The sequence below is a fragment of the Kiloniella sp. genome (assembly GCF_048270245.1).
Taxonomy (GTDB): Bacteria; Pseudomonadota; Alphaproteobacteria; order Kiloniellales; family Kiloniellaceae; genus Kiloniella.
On sequence record NZ_JBLWTH010000001.1, the window covers coordinates 651,837 to 671,550 of the forward strand.

16 protein-coding genes are annotated in these 19,714 nt (G+C 46.3%); 7 read left to right on the forward strand and 9 right to left on the reverse strand.

Translation table 11 applies throughout. The features are described 5' to 3' along the window. The first annotated feature begins 104 nt into the window (after positions 1–104). The 4 genes from ACN0W5_RS03085 (at position 105) to ACN0W5_RS03100 (ending at position 5,482) form a co-directional block, all read left to right on the forward strand. Positions 105–1,406 carry a glucose-6-phosphate isomerase gene (locus tag ACN0W5_RS03085; RefSeq protein WP_417452776.1) on the forward strand — a complete coding sequence of 434 codons (1,302 nt, stop codon included), beginning with the start codon at positions 105–107 and terminating at the stop codon, positions 1,404–1,406. Positions 1,407–1,421: 15 nt separating this feature from the next. Next, the gene (mutL, locus tag ACN0W5_RS03090; protein WP_417452777.1) at positions 1,422–3,368 is read left to right on the forward strand and encodes a DNA mismatch repair endonuclease MutL; all 1,947 of its coding nucleotides are present in this window, start codon (positions 1,422–1,424) and stop codon (positions 3,366–3,368) included. A 107-nt stretch (positions 3,369–3,475) separates the two neighbouring features. Next, positions 3,476–4,618, forward strand: a complete 1,143-nt coding sequence (locus tag ACN0W5_RS03095; RefSeq protein ID WP_417452778.1) for a DUF3095 domain-containing protein — start codon at positions 3,476–3,478, stop codon at positions 4,616–4,618. Positions 4,619–4,735: 117 nt separating this feature from the next. After that, positions 4,736–5,482 (forward strand): hypothetical protein, encoded by a 747-nt coding sequence (locus ACN0W5_RS03100; protein ID WP_417452779.1) that lies wholly within the window; start codon positions 4,736–4,738, stop codon positions 5,480–5,482. 18 nt (positions 5,483–5,500) lie between these two features. Here the strand turns inward: ACN0W5_RS03100 and rsmD are convergent, their stop codons facing one another. Together rsmD and ACN0W5_RS03110 are read right to left on the reverse strand one after the other, a co-directional pair. Beyond that, positions 5,501–6,088 carry a 16S rRNA (guanine(966)-N(2))-methyltransferase RsmD gene (gene rsmD, locus ACN0W5_RS03105; protein WP_417452780.1) on the reverse strand — a complete coding sequence of 196 codons (588 nt, stop codon included), beginning with the start codon at positions 6,086–6,088 and terminating at the stop codon, positions 5,501–5,503. A gap of 26 nt (positions 6,089–6,114) precedes the next feature. Beyond that, positions 6,115–7,134, reverse strand: a complete 1,020-nt coding sequence (locus ACN0W5_RS03110; RefSeq protein WP_417452781.1) for a pseudouridine synthase — start codon at positions 7,132–7,134, stop codon at positions 6,115–6,117. 133 nt (positions 7,135–7,267) lie between these two features. Here ACN0W5_RS03110 and ACN0W5_RS03115 point away from each other — a divergent pair, with 133 nt between their 5' ends. Continuing rightward, positions 7,268–7,750, forward strand: coding sequence for a nucleoside deaminase (locus ACN0W5_RS03115; RefSeq protein WP_417452782.1), 483 nt, complete (start codon positions 7,268–7,270; stop codon positions 7,748–7,750). 56 nt (positions 7,751–7,806) lie between these two features. Here ACN0W5_RS03115 and purD read toward each other — a convergent pair whose 3' ends face one another. After that, the gene (gene purD, locus ACN0W5_RS03120; protein WP_417452783.1) at positions 7,807–9,087 is read right to left on the reverse strand and encodes a phosphoribosylamine--glycine ligase; all 1,281 of its coding nucleotides are present in this window, start codon (positions 9,085–9,087) and stop codon (positions 7,807–7,809) included. Between the two features lie 216 nt (positions 9,088–9,303). Here purD and xseA point away from each other — a divergent pair, with 216 nt between their 5' ends. Beyond that, positions 9,304–10,917 carry an exodeoxyribonuclease VII large subunit gene (xseA, locus tag ACN0W5_RS03125; RefSeq protein WP_417452784.1) on the forward strand — a complete coding sequence of 538 codons (1,614 nt, stop codon included), beginning with the start codon at positions 9,304–9,306 and terminating at the stop codon, positions 10,915–10,917. After that, the gene (locus ACN0W5_RS03130) at positions 10,914–11,735 is read left to right on the forward strand and encodes a M23 family metallopeptidase (RefSeq protein ID WP_417452785.1); all 822 of its coding nucleotides are present in this window, start codon (positions 10,914–10,916) and stop codon (positions 11,733–11,735) included. The genes xseA and ACN0W5_RS03130 overlap by 4 nt, the downstream gene beginning before the upstream one ends. Positions 11,736–11,740: 5 nt before the next feature. On the opposite strand, the gene ACN0W5_RS03135 is transcribed toward ACN0W5_RS03130, so the two are convergent. The 6 genes from ACN0W5_RS03135 to leuA all read right to left on the reverse strand — a co-directional run bounded on the left by ACN0W5_RS03135 (position 11,741) and on the right by leuA (position 19,507). Beyond that, positions 11,741–12,649 (reverse strand): lysophospholipid acyltransferase family protein, encoded by a 909-nt coding sequence (locus ACN0W5_RS03135; protein WP_417452786.1) that lies wholly within the window; start codon positions 12,647–12,649, stop codon positions 11,741–11,743. Continuing rightward, positions 12,646–13,650, reverse strand: a complete 1,005-nt coding sequence (lpxK, locus tag ACN0W5_RS03140; protein WP_417452787.1) for a tetraacyldisaccharide 4'-kinase — start codon at positions 13,648–13,650, stop codon at positions 12,646–12,648. Before lpxK ends, ACN0W5_RS03135 begins: the two co-directional genes overlap by 4 nt. Beyond that, positions 13,637–14,371, reverse strand: a complete 735-nt coding sequence (locus tag ACN0W5_RS03145; protein ID WP_417452788.1) for a lysophospholipid acyltransferase family protein — start codon at positions 14,369–14,371, stop codon at positions 13,637–13,639. Before ACN0W5_RS03145 ends, lpxK begins: the two co-directional genes overlap by 14 nt. Positions 14,372–14,403: 32 nt before the next feature. Further along, positions 14,404–16,212 carry an ABC transporter ATP-binding protein gene (locus ACN0W5_RS03150; RefSeq protein WP_417452789.1) on the reverse strand — a complete coding sequence of 603 codons (1,809 nt, stop codon included), beginning with the start codon at positions 16,210–16,212 and terminating at the stop codon, positions 14,404–14,406. 48 nt (positions 16,213–16,260) lie between these two features. Then, positions 16,261–17,607, reverse strand: a complete 1,347-nt coding sequence (locus ACN0W5_RS03155; RefSeq protein ID WP_417452790.1) for a TldD/PmbA family protein — start codon at positions 17,605–17,607, stop codon at positions 16,261–16,263. Between the two features lie 226 nt (positions 17,608–17,833). Further along, positions 17,834–19,507: a 2-isopropylmalate synthase gene (gene leuA / locus ACN0W5_RS03160; protein WP_417452791.1), complete on the reverse strand. Its 1,674-nt coding sequence runs from the start codon at positions 19,505–19,507 to the stop codon at positions 17,834–17,836. Between the last annotated feature and the right edge of the window lie 207 nt (positions 19,508–19,714).

Genomic DNA, 19,714 nt, shown 5'->3' on the forward strand with positions numbered 1-19,714 from the left:
GCAAGAGAAGAAGCGATTCCAGCGGTTTTATGGGATGAAAGCTTTCGTCATCAGCGACAAATCGGTAATACTACAAGTATATTCTTAGATAGATAAAAGAGACAATGTCTTACACACACGATGCAGAGTTTTGCCTTGCCAGAACACTTGGCGAAGGTGGTTTGGAACAGAAAATATTTGAAGAACAGCTTCAAGGCTGTAAGTCCAGTCTTGCCCGTCTTAAAGATGATAAAGACAGTGGACGGTTGCCGTTTCTGATGATCCCGAGCGAGCGCGATGACCTCGTTTCTTGCCAAGCGCTAGTGTCTTCTTACCGGGAAAATTGTGACGATGTTATTGTTCTGGGGACAGGAGGGTCGTCGCTTGGTGGACGCACGCTGTATGGTCTAGCCACGAGTGCCTTTGGGCCAATTAACGGTGGACCGCATCTTCATTTTATCGACAATATTGACCCTCACAGTTTTGATGTTCTCTTAAAGCATCTTGATATTTCTCGTACTGGTTTAATCGTTGTCTCCAAATCAGGATCAACTGCGGAAACTGTTTCCCAGTTTATGGCTTTGTTACCAATCTTTCAGAAGGAATATGGCGCGGATAGATTATCAGAACGGGTTACTGTTATCACTGAACCCCGTCCTAATCCTCTACGAAAGTTAGCAAGAGATCTGGGACTTGAATGTCTTGATCAAAACCCGTTAATTGGGGGGCGATTTTGTATCCTTACCTTGGTCGGGTTGCTCCCGGCAATGATTGCTGGTTTGGATACGGCTGCTTTGAGAGACGGTGCTCAAAAAGTTGTCGATCAGGCTTTTTCTGGTGCCTCAATGGAGGATATCCCTGCGGCAGTTGGCGCAGCTATCGCAACGGGGTTGCAGCGCCAACGTGGTATCCGGCAAACAGTTATTATGCCTTATGAAGACCGACTTGCTGATCTTGGTCTCTGGTATAACCAGTTATGGGCAGAGAGCTTGGGCAAAGAGGGTAAGGGAACGACGCCAATCCGAGCTCTTGGAACCGTTGATCAGCATAGTCAGTTGCAGCTGTATCTGGATGGTCCCCAGGACAAGATGTTCACGATGATTTATCATGATGCCAAAGGTATGGGGTTGCCAGTTGATACCGTATTGCCAAAAGGTGAAGATTCGCTGAGTTATCTCCGGGGGCGTACTTTGGGGGATCTGCTCACCGTTTCTGCCGAGGCCACCATGCAGACTTTGGCCAAAAATGGTCGTCCGGTGAGAAAGTTCCTATTAGATAAAATTGATGAAGAAACGTTGGGTGCTTTGACCATGCACTTTATGCTGGAGACAGTCATTACGGCTGACCTGTTAGGGGTGAACCCTTATGATCAGCCCGCCGTTGAGCAAGGCAAGGTACTCGCCCGCCGTATGTTAAAAGATCTTTAATCAGGAGCCTTTTAAGTGCTAATTCGCCGTCTACCCAACACCCTTGTTAATCAAATCGCTGCTGGCGAAGTTATCGAACGCCCCGCTGCGGCAATTAAAGAGTTGGTGGAGAACGCACTGGACGCAGGATCGCGCAACATTGACGTTGTCATGCGTGATGGTGGACGCAGCTATATCTCTGTTACCGATGATGGCTGTGGGATGAGCCGTGAAGGACTTGGCATTTGTATCGAGCGCCATGCAACTTCAAAGCTCCCCAGTGATGATCTTGTTCATATTAAAACCCTCGGGTTCAGGGGCGAGGCGCTTCCGTCTATCGGGGCGGTGGCTCGTTTGCAGATTACAAGCCGTGAAGCAGGGGCTGAAGATGCTTGGACAATTAAGGTAGAAGGCGGTGTTGTAACTGATCCACAGCCTGCAGCATGTAACGCCGGGACGCGGGTTGAAATCAGGGACTTGTTTTTTGCGACACCAGCCCGATTAAAATTTTTGAAAGCAGCCCGAACTGAAGTCAGTCATGCAGAAGATGTTTTAAAACGTCTTGCTATGGCAAATCCGGAAGTAGGTTTTTCACTTTCAGACGAGAAAAGGACTATCCTTCGGTTGCCAGCGAGTAGTGGTGACTTATTTGAAGTGCGCTTGAAACGTCTTTCATCTGTTATGGCCCGAGAATTTGAAGAAAATGCGCTGCCTATTGAGGCCGAGCGTGAATATTTGAAACTTTCAGGCTATATTGGATTGCCAACTCTCAATCGTGGGAATGCGCAGCATCAATATCTTTTTGTAAACGGGCGTCCAGTTAAGGATCGGTTGTTGCAAGGTGCTGTTAGGGGCGCGTATCAGGATTTTCTTGCACGTGATCGACATCCTCTTCTTGCGTTGTTTTTGGACCTCCCACCCGAAATGGTTGATGTGAATGTGCATCCGGCAAAGACCGAAGTTCGGTTTCGGGATGCCGCCTTGGTACGCGGCCTAATTGTTGGTGCTTGTAAGCATGCATTGGCAGAGGCAGGGCATCGGGCCTCGACATCTGTAGGGAATGCAGCCTTGGGCATGCTGGAGGCCGCGCGAGCAAGAGGTGAGCAAAACGGTGGGTATACGACGCCACGTCCAAGCACCGATTATACGTGGCAATCAAAGTCCTCGGTTAATTATCCTTCCGGGCGTTTGTCTGACGCAGTGATGGATTATCATGCCCCCTTATCCGATGAGCAAATGGGATCTGCTCAATCTGGTTTACCCGGAGCAGAAAACTTCATTCCACATGCACGGCAAGAACATTTCTCGTCTGGACTTTCGGAAGGCGCGGTGGAATGGGGCGGGGAGTCTGCTGTTTCTCATAATCACCTCGCTGATGCTGATAATTTTGACCACGCATCTCATCCCTTGGGGGCTGCACGGGCACAGTTCCATGAGAACTATATTATTACACAGACCGCTGACGGCATTGTTGTCGTTGATCAACATGCTGCCCATGAAAGGCTGGTTCTTGAGAAGATGAAAGCGCAGATGGCTGAACAGGGGGTGAAAACCCAGATGCTGCTTTTACCTGAGGTTGTTGAACTTGACGAAGATGCGGCACACCGATTGGTGAAACGGGCGGATGAGTTATCAGAGCTGGGACTGGTTCTTGAAGGTTTTGGTGCCGGGGCCGTTGTTGTGCGCGAGGTTCCCGCAATCTTGGGTGAACGTGCAAATGCAGCCGCGTTGGTAACGGATCTTGCGGATGAACTTGCTGAGTTGGGTGAAACTCTTGCCCTGAAAGAGCAAATCGAACGCGTTCTGGGGACGATGGCCTGTCATGGATCGGTCCGGTCTGGACGCCGCCTCAATGGGGAGGAAATGAACGCCCTTTTACGTCAGATGGAAGTGACCCCGCATTCTGGGCAATGTAACCATGGACGCCCGACCTATATTGAATTGAAGCTAGCAGATATAGAAAAGCTCTTTTCCAGAAGGTAATCGTTCCTATCTATAAGTTGTGCTATTTTAAGACTTAATCGTTCGAGTGTTAATTACTGAGAAGTATTCAAAGGCTTTTCTGGAACGCATCACACGGGGAGAACTTCTTGAGTTTTGACTTTTTGAGCCTGAAGCCTGCGACACGATTCTTCCACGCCTTTAGTGATGAGTACTATCATGAAGCTCCCGATGACTGGTGGGTAATCGTCACGGATGTTGTCAGCTCTACCAAAGCTATAGAAGCCGGGCGCTATAAAGATATTAACATGTTGGGGGCAGCGTGTATTACTGCGGTTTTTAATACGGTTGGTGGCGCAAAAATCCCCTTTGTTTTTGGGGGCGATGGTGCATCCTTCCTGTGCTCGTCTAATGATCGTGAAGCGTTGATTGATGAATTACTTGCGGTCAAAATCTTTGGTCAGGACTTTTATGATCTTGAATTAAGAGTTGGGTGTGTGCCCGTTTCACACATCAAAGAGTGTGGTAAAAACATCCAAGTTGCTCGATTAGAGTTATCACCCGGCAATAGTCTCGCATTATTCAATGGTGGCGGATTGGCCTTGGCCGATTCTATTATAAAGGCAGATGAAACCGGAGAGTTTTGTAAGCTGCATGCTGTAACACGCTTACCTAATCTGGAAGGACTTTCCTGTCACTGGCAACCTTTAAAGTCTGTTAATGGGCAGATTATTACATTGTTAGTGCACGCGGTTAATGATCATGAATATCCGCGTATTGTTGATAATATAGAACAAATTCTGAACAGGGAAAATTCAGATCCAAATCCTGTGAAAATTCAGCATATGAAACTTAGAGGACTTTTTGAGAACTTTTTTTTGGAAAAATTTGCTGCAAGTAAAGGAAGAGGAACCAACATCTGGCCTACCTTGAAAACACTCTTTGAAAAAATCTATTTGCGGTTTGCTAATTTTGTAAATTTAAAATCAGGTCCTTATCAACCAGAAACCTATCTGACAGAGTTACGCAATAACTCTGATTTCAGAAAATTTGATGACATGGTTCGGATGGTTTTGGATTGTGATTTGGAAGTTATCCAGGAACTCCATATGTATTTGGAAAGAGAGCAAGCCGCAGGTAAAATAACTTATGGCACGCATGTTTCTAACGAAGCATTGATGACTTGCCTGTTGCTCGATTTACACTGTGCACAACATATTCACTTTATCGATGGTGCTGATGGTGGCTACGCAATGGCAGCAAAAAGCCTAAAAGCTCAGATGGCGCAATAATTATAAATTCTCTAGAAACTTTCGTGATGAATTGTAGCTAAAGCCCTTTTTTAAATATCCTTTTATGTGCCGCCGTCTAATTGATGAGCGGTAATTTTTTATGAAAGGATGAGTTGCTTGGTACAAGTAAAAGAAAGTGATCGAGAAAGACATGAGAGAATTCTCTATCCGCAAAAAAATGAACAGGAAGGGATGTTTGATCAAATCGGCCGTGGCCTGAAAACACATTTGAAAATTCTTTTTCCTATTTTTAGTGAAGACCCGACAGATGGTGAACAGCAAGAGTTTGAGACTGAACTGGATGCATCTTTGGGTCACTGGGGAATTAATCCAAATATCCCGGGAATAAAAGATACGGGTACAGGCCCTTTGGTTCTTATGTTCCTAAAGGAAATGGAAAAGTTTCCTCACATGGCTGATACGGAGAGAGACGAGTTTTTTGATAACTTAGATAAGTTTGAAAAGCTACCTGGCCAAGGGACAATTGCTCAAACAATTCGGCTGAAAAGCCAAAGAATTGAGCGCAAGGGTGACGAAGCTATTAAATTTCCACGAACCATGACGGACACAGAACTTCTGGACGAAATAAAAAATAATTATGATCGGATAGATCAAACAAAACAGCTCATGGATTTATTGGAATTTAAACCAAAGAAATCTAAATCCAAAGGAAGTAAGCCTAGAGCACTTAAATCTAAGAGTATATATGGGGTTGGTAAAGAAATAGCCGAGAAAATGGCTGTTGTTAATTTGAATAGAGAAAATAAAGCAAATGAGCGTCTTTTTGAAGAGTTAAACAGGAGGCCGTCGCTGAGTTTTGGTGATGAAGAGGCTCGAATCTTAAAGCAATCATCATTCCAATAATCAGATATACCAACTCAGTTATGTCTTTTCTACTCTCAAGAAAAAGAAAATTCTGGCTTTGCCGTATTTCCGGTTATCGACTTCTTCGAAACCGGATGGTGATATGATGGTTTCTTTGGCATCGCATTCGGCGACAATAAGCGCCGTTTCTGCAATCCAACCTGCGTTGTCCAGGGCTTTTATAGTCGGGTCGGTCAGGTTCTGATTATAGGGTGCATCCATAAGAACAAGAGAACAGGCTTCCCGAGCTTTCGGTGGAATTAAAGCGTCGCCTTGAATAACTTGGGTGGTCTGTTGCTCTTTCAAGCTTTTGATATTGTCCCGGAGCGCAGCGAGGCTGTCCGGAGCTTTTTCTATAAAGGTTACTTTTTGCGCGCCTCGTGAAAGGGCTTCAAGACCCAAGGCACCCGTTCCGGCAAAAACATCCAGAACATGTCGGCCGATGAGCAAGGATTTCGTCCCTGTTGGCAGCAGGCCTTTGCTGACATCGCCTTGCAAAAGAATGTTGAAGAGCGATTCGCGTGTTCTATCAAGCGTTGGGCGCGCGGTTTTCCCCGTTGGACAGGTTAAAGGTCGCCCTCTGTGTTTACCGCCGACAATCCTCATACGAACACCATTACCTAGAGATCATTTTAGGAGCGTTTTCCACGAGGACCTGATGTTGATTTTCCACGAGAAGGAACTGTCTTTTTGCCAGTTGACTTCGTCGATGGCTTATCCGTAGGTTTTCGGCCTGTTCTGCCTTCAAGACCGAATTGATCCTGGATAAGCTTTGCAGGTAGTTCGACAATATCACCGGGTTCAATTTCGCCAAGTTGGAAGGGGCCATAGGAAACTCTGATGAGCCGGTTAACGATCAGTCCCAAGTGTTCACAAACACGACGGATCTCACGGTTCTTTCCCTCTTTCAAAGACATCAACATCCATGCGTTTGTCTTGGCTTGATGGGAAATACTGGCTTCGATAGGGGCGTAGTGAACGCCATCAATGGTAATACCTTCGGCAAGGGTTTTGATGTGTCTTTCATCAACCTGACCATGAACCCTGACACGATAGCGTCGGGTCCAGCCTGTGGCTGGCAATTCCATTTTACGCTTCAGGCCACCATCGTTGGTAAAAAGCAGCAGACCTTCCGAATTATAATCCAGCCGTCCAACAGGCTGTAGACGTGGTAGATCTTTGGGAAGGTGATCAAAAACAGTTGCACGCCCCTCTGGGTCGCGTGCTGCTGTTATTTGTCCCTTTGGCTTGTGATATTTCCACAGGCGTGGACGTTCCGGTAAGGGAAGTGGTTCGCCGTTTACCTCTATAGCATTGTCTGGCCCAACAACAATTGCTGGTGTCTCCAGCACTTTGCCATCAAGTTTAACACGACCTTCTGCAATCCAGCGTTCTGCATCACGTCTGGAGCACAGCCCTGCACGTGCGATCACCTTTGCAATGCGCTCTTTCTTGTCGGAAAGTTCGATTGTTTCAACAGCAGGTTTTGTATCTTGCTGAGTGTTTTTCCCAGAAGGCTTCCCTTTGTAGGGGCGATTGACCCCCTTAGCCTTAAAGGCGTTGCCTTTTGTGCTTGGGCCTTTGGCACTCGAACCTTTGGTGTTCGAACTGGGTTTTTGGCGATTTGGTCGTGTCGATTTTGAGTTTGTCATGGCCGGAATGTATGCTCGACTTTGGCTTCTGTCTACTGTGAATAAAACAAACGTCCTATGCAGTGGCAATCTTTAGATGGTCTTTTGCTCTTCTACTTGACCAATTCATGTTTTCCAATGAGAGTCCCTAGCTATGGAAAAAAAACAGAAATCACAGGTTTGCAAAAAACCGGGCGAAGCTATGGCGCTTGCTTTGAAGGAAGCAAAACAAGCGGCTGAAGCAGGCGAAGTACCCGTTGGGGCTGTGATTGTGGATCGGGACAGCGGGCGAGTATTGGCACAGGCGCATAATCGCGTTGAACGGGATCGTGACCCGACGGCACATGCCGAAGTACTCGCAATAAGAGCTGTTGGAAAACTCCAGAACAGTGCTCGTCTGGAAAGCTGCGACCTCTACGTTACGCTAGAGCCATGCCCTATGTGTGCGACGGCAATCTCTTTCGCACGTATCCAACGGGTTTATTACGGTGCATATGATCCCAAGGGTGGCGGTGTGGATCATGGCCCCAGAGTTTACGAGCAGCCAACCTGTCATCATGCGCCCGAGGTATATGGTGGTATTCGGGAAGCGGAGTGTGCCGAAATTCTTAAAACCTTCTTTCAGGAGCGTCGATAAACTGTCTAGTCCAAGGACTTTACTGGTACGACCTTAATATTCCCTTGAGGCATTAATTAGGCGTTACGCGCCAATTCACGCCAACCGATATCACGACGGCAAAAGCCTCGGTCCCATGTAATTTTATCCACGGCCTGATAGGCTTTGTTCTGTGCTTCTTTGATATCAGATCCCAAAGCGGTTACACCTAGAACCCGTCCCCCGACAGCTTGTAAACTGTCGTCTTTACCTCTGACTGTGCCAGCATGAAAAATTGTGACCGCTGGGTCGGCGCCTGCGTTATCAACACCTTCTATGACAGTATTCTTTTCATAAGCTGCGGGATAACCTTTTGCAGCCATGACAACCAGTAATGCGGTTTCATCATGCCATTCGAGCTTGATATCCTCTATGCCGCCCTGTGCAGAAGCCAAAAGTGCAGGAAGGATATCAGACTTTAAGCGCAAGCAAAGCGCCTGACATTCCGGGTCGCCAAAACGGACATTGTATTCGATCAATCTTGGGCCAGTTTCGGTCAGCATAAGTCCGGCAAACAGAACACCTTTATAAATATGGCCCTCAGATTTCATGCCTTCGATTGTTGGTTTGATACATTGCTCAAGAACCTGTTGCTCTAACTCTGGCGTCAGGATCGTTGCCGGCGAGTAAACACCCATGCCACCAGTGTTCGGGCCAGTATCTCCTTCACCGACACACTTATGATCCTGTGCTGAGGCTAGCGGGAGGTAATTTTCGCCGTCGGTTAAAACAAAATAGCTGACCTCTTCACCTTGCATGAATTCTTCGATGACGACTTCTGCGCCTGCTGCCCCAAATGCACGACCAGAAAGCGCTTCTTCAACGGCGGTGTGGGCTTCTGCTAATGTCATGGCGACGGTAACGCCTTTACCTGCAGCTAGACCATCGGTCTTGATAACAATTGGTGCCCCTTGTTCGTCGAGGTATTTTTTTGCAGCGTTAAGGTCCGTGAAGCGCTGATAGCTGGCTGTTGGTACATTATACTTTGCACAGATATCTTTCATGAAGCCTTTTGAGCCTTCCAATTCGGCTGCGGCTGCTGAAGGGCCAAAGGCGGGGACGTTAATGGCGTTCATACGATCGACGAGACCGTCAACCAGCTGAGCTTCTGGGCCGACAACAACAAACCCGATGTCATTCTCCTGTACAAAGGAAACCAAGCCATCAAGATCTTCTGCTTTAAGGGGCAGGCACTCTGCAACATCGGAAATTCCGGCGTTCCCAGGGGCACAATAAAGTTTTTCGCACAAGGGAGATTTGGCAATAGACCAACACAGGGCGTGTTCACGGCCACCAGATCCAACGACGAGAATTTTCATTTTGTGCTCCCGAATATTAGGGTCAATTAATCTGGCAAGCTTATGCCCTATCCACTCTCAGAATACCAGAACTAGTGCAGAAAAGTTTTGTCAAAAATCTCGTATGTGTCATTGGTTTTATGGAGAAGATTTGTTTTTTGAATAGAAGTAAGAAAATAGCGCGTAAACAGCGATTGGTCTGTCGACTTTGCTGGGATGGATGTTTAGGATGACCGCATGAATGATTTGTTTTCTACACCCCGACCCAAAAAAACAGCGCCCAAATCAGCACCGTCTAAATCTGCTGATACGCGCGGTAATCCGGCAGAAGCACGTGGAAATAACGCGCCAGCACTGAGCGTTAGCGAGATTTCCAACTCTATCAAGCGGGAACTTGAAACTCGGTTTGACCGCGTTCGTGTGCGTGGCGAAATTTCTGGCCTTAAACGTGCTGCATCAGGGCATATTTATATGTCACTGAAAGATGAAAATGCAGTTTTGAGTGTGATCTGTTGGCGGGGGCAGGCAAGTAAACTCTCTGTTGATCCTCAAGATGGCCTTGAAGTCATTGTGACGGGCCGTATTACAAGCTATCCGGGGCGATCCAACTATCAAATTGTTATCGATAGTATGGAAATTGCCGGCGAAGGCGCTTTGCTCAAGCTTTTGGAAGAGCGTAAAAAGAAGCTTGCTTTAGAAGGATTGTTCTCTGACGAACGCAAACGGGCTATTCCCTTCCTGCCAGAGGTTATTGGCGTTGTAACGTCGCCTACCGGGGCGGTGATTCGTGATATCATGCATCGATTATCTGATCGATTTCCGCGTCACGTTCTTGTTTGGCCTGTACTGGTCCAAGGTGAAGGTGCAGCAGGTCAAATTGCAAGAGCTATTGATGGCTTTAATGGGCTTGATCCGAATGGGGATATTCCTCGCCCTGATACGCTGATCGTTGCGCGTGGGGGTGGTAGCCTTGAAGATCTATGGGCTTTTAACGAAGAAGTTGTGGTTCGCGCTGCGGCTAATTCTAAAATTCCATTGATTTCTGCGGTTGGTCATGAAACGGATACAACGTTGATTGACTTTGCCTCTGACAGACGCGCGCCAACACCAACGGCGGCAGCTGAGATGGCGGTGCCTGTGCGGGCAGAGCTGATTGGTGAAGTTCAGAATATAGGCCGACGGATTTATGCCGGTGCAAACCGTTTAATGGGGGAGCGTCGGATGCAGATAGAGGCTCTTGCAAGAGGCCTTCCAGATCCTAGACGTTTGATCGAAGAAAAAGCCCAACGACTTGATGATCGTGTAGAACGCATGCGTAATGCGATGAAGGGGTATTTGCGCCATCAAACATCGGAATTATCTGAACTTTCAGCTCGGCTACCGCATCCTAAGCAACAAATTTTGCTTGCTTCACATCACCTGTCGTCACTAAGTGATCGGTTTGAGGCAGTGGGGGAGCAGATTGTCCCAGTGCGTCAATTCGAGATGGATAAACTTGATTCTGGGCGTCGTATGGCATCAGCGACAGCGTTGCGATTGGAACGTGCAAAAAATGAGATTACTTCTTTGGACCGTGTTCTTGAGGGGGTTTCTTATAAAAACGTGTTGAAACGTGGTTTCTCTGTTGTCCGAGGGGCTGATGGCAATGTTCTTACGGCTGCGGATATAGGTGATGGTACGAAGCTAGATATCGAATTTGCGGATAATGCTTTTATTCAAGCTATTGCGAATGAGAATAAGGAGGGTGGAACGTCAGGGGCCACTCCACTGTCAGCTCCCAAAAAAATACAGAAAAAAACGCAAAAGAAAAAATCTGATACGACAGATACTGCTCAGGGAAGTTTATTATGATGAAGCCTTTATTAGTGTGTTTTATCGCGCTTTCGGCATTGGTTTCTTCAGCATTGGCAGATGATAATATTTCTGTGCGGGGAGAATTTATTCAGGGCGGGATCATCATCGGTAAAGCGCCAAGCGGAACAAAAGTTTTTCTTAATCAAGAGGTTATCAAACTTTCCGAGCAAGGCGATTTTGTTTTTGGGTTTGGACGTGATGCCGAAGGTGTTATCGAGCTTAGTATTCAAAAGCCGAACGGAGAAATTCAAACCCAGAATTATGAAATTAAGAAACGGGATTATGCAATTCAGCGTATAGAGGGGGTTGCGAAAAAATATGTATCTCCCCCCAAAGAAGTCTCGGATCGTATCAGTCGTGATGCAGCGGTAGTTGCCAAAGCAAGAACATCAAATTTTGATGAACCCATGTATGCGTCTGGTTTTATCTGGCCAGCTCAGGGCCGTATCTCTGGCGTATATGGTAGTCAGCGGGTCTTTAATGGGGTTCCTAAACGACCACACTACGGTGTGGATGTAGCGGCACCTGTGGGAACACCTATTCTTGCTCCGGCACCGGGCATCGTGACCTTAGCCGAGCCAGGCCTTTATTATTCCGGTGGGACTGTGATTCTTGATCATGGGCACGGCTTGTCATCGACATTCCTGCATATGGATAGCGTGACAGCTAAAGTTGGTGATTTTCTCACTCAAGGGGATCACCTGGGAACACTTGGCGCAACCGGGCGTGTGACCGGTCCGCATTTGGATTGGCGCATGAATTGGTTTAAAGAACGGGTCGATCCGGTAACCCTTGTTGGTCCAATGCCTAAATAAGGTGTTCAGGAGTTTTCTTTGAGGTTCCTATAAGCTTCTTTGGGCCAACGACGATGTAGCCAGAGCCAATCTCCTGGCTTTTCCCTGATCCAGCCCTCTATGATGCTGTTAAGCTCTGTCATACCCTCTAATCCCGCTTGGTCTCGGGGAACATTATTTGGGAAGTCAATTGCAGAATGACAAACGAGATGAAAGCTTGCTGGGCCTGTTCTTATACATTGGATAGGGAAGACAACAGCGTTTGGCTTACTCCCAAGTAATGCAGGGGCCGCTGGTGTCATAGAAGGAATGCCGAAAAAGGGTGCTTCAATGCCGTCGTTCATTTTTTGATCGGCAAGAATTCCGACAGCAGACTTGTTTTTGATTGCTTTCAGAGAAGCTCTGGCACCTTCGACGCCTTTGGCTGCGGAAATATTTCCGGTAGAGGTGCGGATATTATCAATGGCATTGGCAACAAGCGGGTTATTGGGTTGGCGCACAATAATTGTTTGCGGATAACCACGCAGTGCGGCAGTCATCGGAAGAACTTCCCAGTTACCGATATGGGCACCAACAAAAATTAACGCCTTGTCTTTTACTTCTGGCGCTTCGAACCTTTCAATACCTTCGACGGTAATATAACCACGGTCTGTTCGTACGATTTCTTGTAGGTGAGGGTATTCAAAAATAACACGACCCAAGTTATCCCACATATCATGAATAATCTGTTTGCGGCCTTTTTCTGATAGCTCGGGCATTGCAAGGCGCAGGTTGAGATCTGCTTTACGTGATATACCAAGTCGGGGGCCAATTGTTCGCCCTAAGAAGCCACCAAAGTTAGAGCAGGCTTTTACAGGAAATAGGCCAACCAGACATAGCAAAAATCGAAAGCCGATGGCCTCAACTTTATGTCGAAAAGAGACATCGCTTGTCATGTGTTTCCTATTAATTTGTGCAAAATAGAATTTATAAATTGTGGATTATCCCAAACGGCGTGAATGGGCAAGCAAGAGATTTTGTCTTTATATGTTTCAGGAATTTTTACGAAGTCTTTTTCTGTCGTAAAAATAGCATCCGCGTCAAATCTACGAGCAAGAGACATAATCTGTTTTAGATCAGATTCGGTATATTGATGGTGGTCTGGAAAATCCTTGGTTCCGCAGATTTGTGCAGAATAATCTTTCAGTGTGTTGTAAAATTTTTGCGGATACCCAATCCCGGCAAAAGCAAAAATATTCTTCTGTTTCAGTGCTGCTTGTATGGCTTTATCAGCAGGTGTTATTGTTATATTTGAAACGTCTTTCCCGTCGAAAATGTCAGCTAATTCTGGATTGATAGTCTCATTAGGCTGCTTGATAATAAAAATAGCGTCGGCACGCTTTAGGCCATCGGTTATGTTTTCTCGCAGAGGGCCAGAAGGGATCAGACGGTTGTTAGAAAAACCAATTTTGTTATCTACGACGATAATCGATAAATCTTTTTGAAGGGCAGGGTTCTGAAAGCCGTCATCGAGAAGAATGACGTTTGCGCCCTCTTTTATCGCTGCTCTTGCGCCATCGATCCTTTTTTTACTGACCCAAACCGGTGTTGTTTGTGAATTCGCAAGGGCCATCATCAAGGGTTCATCGCCCACTTCACGTGCAGAGTGCTGTGATGGTAATACGCGCAGCGGACCTTCTTGTGAGCCGCCATAGCCACTTGAAACGATGTGTGGGTTTTTCCCCATCTGTTGAAGTGTATTTGCTAATGAAAGAGTAATGGGGGTTTTCCCGCTACCACCTGCTGTTAGATTACCAATGCAAATGACCGGAACATCGACCTTCGTCGGAGAGGCAAGTTTTTGGCGTAGGATACTGCCCAAATAATAAAAGCCGGACAAGGGCAGCAGCAAAGTACTGATAAGGCCACGATGGTTCCAGAACTCAGGTGTTCGCATCTGAAGTCTCTGATGCAGGTAGCGGATCTGGTTGGATTAGATCTTGACTAAATGACTGGTCAGCCATGTGCGTTAGTTCGTTTAGCTGATTTTCTAGTTCCAAGCGCAATGCTTCCTGTTGTTCTTTAGAAGCATTTCTTTCAACATAAATTGGTGTGCCCCAAATAATAATACCCTTTGTAAAGGGGGCGGGTAAAACAAAACGATCCCAAGAATTAAAGACTTTACGATTTGCGACGGTTCCTGTGACAGGAAGTATCGGTCTTCCGGTCATCTGCGCAGCCTTGATGGCCCCGATTTTTGCACGCATCCTGGGGCCTTTGGGGCCGTCTGGGGTTATGCCTATTGCACAGCCTTTTTCTAGGGTACGCTTAAGGTTAACCAATGCAGTTGCGCCACCTCTTCGGCTGGAGCCTTCAACTGTATTAAAACCGAGGTTTTCAATGGATTTTGCGATAACACGGCCATCTCTATGAGCCGAGATAAGCATATGGAACTTGCTACGGTCACTGTCTTTCCAAGCATTGAACATCATGATCATACGTGCATGCCAGAAGCAGCCGATTATGTTTGAATCGCCATCCAGATATTTTCGGGTTTCGTCAGGAATGATTTCCTGCCAACGAACCGTATTGCGTACAAGGGATATGTAGCTAGAAATCAATCTGGCGATAAGGTTTTGGAAAAAGGTTGAACGGAGTATCCGTTTTGATAGCTTCATAATCTTCTTCGGACAGGTTCCTTTAGTCGCCTTTAAACTGGCTGTGAAGCTTCATTAATTTTTCCGGCTTCTTCGGCAAATTGTAACGCGTACAGCTTTGCATAGGTTCCAGATTTTTTCAGTAGCTGAGTGTGCGTACCTTCTTCGATAATTTTCCCTTTATCCATTACATAGATCATGTCTGCGTCAATCACGGTTGAAAGGCGGTGGGCAATGACAAAGGTGGTCCGACCTTTCATCAAGGTATTGAGTGCGGTTTGAACATGCCGTTCTGATTCCGTATCCAAAGCGGAAGTTGCTTCGTCCAATAGTAGCACAGGTGCGTCTTTCACCATTGCGCGGGCAATAGCAACACGTTGTCGTTGCCCGCCGGATAGTCTTGATCCCCGAGGACCAACTTGGGTGTCATAACCTTCCGGCAGGGAAAGAATAAAATCATGTGCATGCGCATTTTTGGCTGCTTCGATTATTTCTTCCTCGCTGGCATCTGTTTTCCCATAAGCGATGTTGGCTCGGACAGTATCATCAAATAACTGGATTTCCTGACTGACCAACGCTGTTGCCTGCCTGAGGCTGCTCAAGCTTACATCGCGGATATCTTGACCATCAAAGGTAATTTTACCTTTGGTAACATCATAAAATCTAGGGATGAGGTTGAGAATGGATGTTTTCCCCGCACCTGAAGCCCCAACAAGGGCAATGGTCTTATTGGCTTTTGCTGTCAGGTTTATGGCTTCGAGCGCTGATGTATTATCGTCGTAATTGAAATAAACATCTTCAAAGATCACATCGCCTTTTGTGATTTCAAGCTCTTTGGCGTCAGAGGGATCTTTGATGTTTGGCTCGCTATCAAGGATAGAATAGACCCGATGGGCGGCTGCCAAGCCAGTTTGCATGTTTGCATTGAGTTTGGACAGCTTCTTAATTGGTTCATAAGCGAGTAAAAGCGCTGTGATAAAAGCAAAGAAGGAGCCCGGATCTTTGGTGCCTTGGATGACTTCGTTACCGCCGTAAAGAATAACAATTGCAATGGCAATGCCGCCGAGTGTCTCCATGATGGGGGACAGGATAGAACTGGTTCTTGCTGCTTTGAGGTTCAGGCGTAATACGGTCAAGATTGTTTCGGAAACGCGCTTGGTTTCGTGATCTTCCATATTATAGGCTTTGACGTGACGAATACCTTGGAAGGCTTCGTCCAGTCGTGTCGTTAAAAGTCCCATTGATTCCTGAGTGTTTGTCGAAACCTTGCGTATTCTTTTACCTGTTTTTGCTATCGGCAGAATTGCGGTTGGAAAGGCTGCAAAGGCAATGGTTGCTAAAAACCAGTCCTGATAGAACATCATGCCGATGAGCCCGACAGCAGTTAAGGTATCTTTACCGATGGATGTCAGGGTATTCGACACAACGCCTTTAAGCATGTTGGCATCGTTCATAAATCTGGAAACCAGATTACCTGGGGATTCCTCGTGAAAATAGGCGAGGTCAGCACGCATCAGCTTTTTGAAAAGCTGTTCTTGAATAGTTGCAATGATTTCCAAGCCGACGTGTTGCATCAGCATGGATTGGGCGTAAGTCGCAGCGCCTTTTACAAAGAAAATACCTATAACACCCAGCGCGATTGGTAGTAATAAATCTTCCTGGCGCTTCAGAAAGATATCATTGATGATGGGTTCCATCTGTTTGGCAAGCATCACTGTTGAGCCGGCAACAAATGCCATCGCAATTAAAGAGAAGGCTATCTTGACGAGCTGTCCTGAGACATAGTCTTTAAAAAGGCGTTTAATTAGAAATTGTGTGGAGGCATCACCTAATTTCATTTTGTTCGATTTTGTGCTCGACATTTTCGCCTGTATCAATCTGAGAAGAATATTCTTATGGGGGGGGATTTGTTAGTTGCCTGCGACGGTCATGCCATCAATACGGATTGTCGGGGCATTACTACCGTAGCGGAAAACAAGATCGCTTGCAGGGGTAAGGTTCAAGAACATGTCTTTGAGATTACCTGCAATTGTTGCTTCCGATACGGGATAGGCAATTTCACCATTCTCAATCCAGTAACCGCCTGCGCCACGGCTATAATCGCCTGTGAGACCATTTACGCTTGATCCCATCATCTCGGTGACGAAGAAACCTTGTTTAATATCTTTGATTAACTCTACTGGGGACAGTTTGCCTGCTTCCATATAGAGATTGGTTGGAGAAGGAGACGGGTTTCCGGATGTACCTCTGGATGCATGTCCGGTGCTTTGTAATCCAAGCTGCCTAGCTGAAGAAAGGCTGAGGAGCCATGTGAGCAGAACGCCATCTTCAATGATATTTTGTTTTCTATTTCCAAGGCCTTCGCCATCAAAAGGTTTGGACCTTAGGCCACGGTGAAGGTGAGGATCGTCAACAATGTTAATGCCATCGGCAAAGATCTTCTTGTTTAGAGATTCTTTGAGAAAACTGGTACCGCGTGCGATTGCTGGGCCTGTGATTGCCCCCATCATATGCCCCATGATGCTGGATGAAACACGCGGATCATAGACAACACTGATATCATTTAGTGTGTCTGGCTTGCGAGGGTTTAGGCGTTTAATTGCTTTGTCTGCTGCATTTTTACCGATCTCTGTGGAGTTAGTCAGATCGCTACCATACACAGCGCTAGAAAAATCATAGTCTCTTTCCATGGTCTCTTTCTCACCTGCGAGAACAGAGACCGAAATAGAATGTCCTGATGAATTATAGGACCCGGAAAATCCATTGGACGCGGCAAGAGCGATTGAGGCTTCTCCCCATGAAGCTTCTGCACCACCGGAATTTGTAATGCCTTCAACACTAAGAGCGGCTTCTTCGCATTCTTTGGCGCGGTTGATGAGTTCATCCGCAGAGGGTTCTACTGAATCATAAATATCAAGTTCAGGAAAAGACTTGGTAATTTGTTCTGCATCTGCAATTCCGGCATAGGGATCTTCGGGGACAACGCGTGCCATAGAAATAACGCGCTCTACCAACTCATCAATAGCAGATGGTGACGAATCACTGGACGAAACGACAGCATTTCTTTTCCCAATAAAAACCCGCAAGCCGAGATCATTGCTTTCTTCACGCTCCAGTTTCTCCATCTTCCCAAGTCGTTGAGCATGGGAAACAGATACTGACCTGAACATCAGCGCATCAGCGGAGTCTGCTCCGGCCGCTTTTGCTTTTTTGATCAGATCTTCCAACAGGTTCTGTGAGTCACTGGACGAAGGCATAAATATTCCTAGCTTTGAAAAAGTTACGCTACATATATAGGCTACGAACAAGCAGTGATAAAGCCGCAGAGCTTGGATTATTTCGTTTTAATGCCATAAAAATGTTGTCGTATGCTTCGTGCGCAATAGAAGAAACTCCATTCATCAACAAATAATGGTGTAAAAATAAAAACAGCGCCAGAAAATCTGACGCTGTTTGATGGGGAAACAAACTCTACCAAAGAACTTAATTTTCCAATATTTGATTAGTTGCAGAAACAATGGCCTTGATTGACGCGACTGTTGTATTGGAATCAATTCCAACGCCCCATACCGTTTCATCTTCGGAAGTTTTTAGTTCCAGATAAGCGACAGCCTTGGCATCTGATCCATGGGTCAGAGAATGCTGGTGGTAATCTTCGACGCTTAGGCGTACGCCCAAGTTTTCTGCGATGGCATCTGTGAAGCCTGCAATAGGACCGTTTCCTTTTCCTGAAATTTCTTTGGCTTCACCAAAATGATTAATCTTTGCCGTTAGATGGCGGATCTCGGCGGCATGAGTATCAGGTACTGTTGTGTGGGAAATAAATTCGACAGGAGATGTCGAGCACAAATATGACTTTTCGAAGCTGTCCCAGATAATTTGAGGTGTGATTTCTTTGCCTGTTGTTTCTGCAATATTTTGGATTTTTTTCGAGAAATTCACTTGCAGATCACGTGGAAGATCCATGTGGTAATCATTCTGCATGATATAGGCGACACCGCCTTTACCCGATTGGCTGTTAATTCGGATAATAGCTTCGTAACTCCGACCAATATCCTGAGGATCAATTGGCAAGTAAGGAACTTCCCATTGATCCGAGTTATTTGCTTTTAGAGCCACCATCCCTTTTTTGATTGCGTCCTGATGAGACCCTGAGAAAGCTGTGTATACCAACTCACCAACCCAAGGATGTCGCTGGTGAACGGGAAGTTGATTACAGTATTCTGCGGTTTCTTTGATGTTGTTGATATCAGAAATATCCAGATTTGGATCAACGCCCTGGGTCATCATATTAACGGCAAGCGTGACCAGATCGACGTTACCCGTACGTTCTCCATTACCAAAAAGGGTACCTTCTACGCGATCTGCGCCAGCCAACAAGCCTAATTCAGTAGCCGCAATACCCGTTCCTCTATCATTGTGAGGGTGAAGGGAAATAATGACTGAATCACGTTTTTTGACGTTGTTGCAGAACCATTCAATCTGATCTGCATGGACGTTTGGCGTGGACATTTCCACGGTTGCTGGCAGGTTCAGGATAACTTTATTTTCTGGGCTGGCTTCCCATACGTCCATTACTGCTTCGCAAATATCCCGTGCGAAAGGCATTTCTGTGCCGGTAAAGCTTTCGGGGGAGTATTGGTGCGTAATTTTTGTTTCGGGAACTGTTGGGATAAGCTCTTTTATCAACTTGGCACCAGCTACCGCGATATCGATAATTCCCTGTTTGTCTTGCCTGAAGACAACGCGGCGCTGTAGTTCTGATGTGGAGTTATATAAATGTACAATGACATTTTTGGCACCGCGAATGCTTTCAAAGGTTCTGCGAATCAGATGTTCTCTTGATTGGGTCAAAACTTGAATGCTGACATCATCGGGGATCATGTCTTCTTCGATAAGGGTTCTTAAAAAATCATAATCGGTCTGGGATGCAGAGGGAAAACCAACTTCTATTTCCTTGAACCCCATATCCAAAAGCAGCTTGTACATCTTCAATTTGCGCGTGGTATCCATTGGCTCGATAAGAGCCTGGTTACCGTCACGTAAATCGACAGAGCACCATATTGGTGCTTTTTCAATTGTCTTTCCGGGCCAAGTACGATTGTCCAACTTGACAGTTTCAAAGGGTTGATAACGTTCAAATGGCATCTTGTTCATTGTTTTATTCTTTCTTTTTTTCGGGGCGCTCTCAATTTTGGGCGCAGCATCCGAGTAATTAAGCTCTATGATAATATCGTTATGTTTTTAGCGGCAATAAGTACGATCACCGAGGGCCGCTTAATGGCCGCGATGATCGTCAATAAGTCGTAGGTTGCCGAGGAGTGAGCTGCAGAAGTTGCGCTCTAACTGCTTTAGTCGAGACTG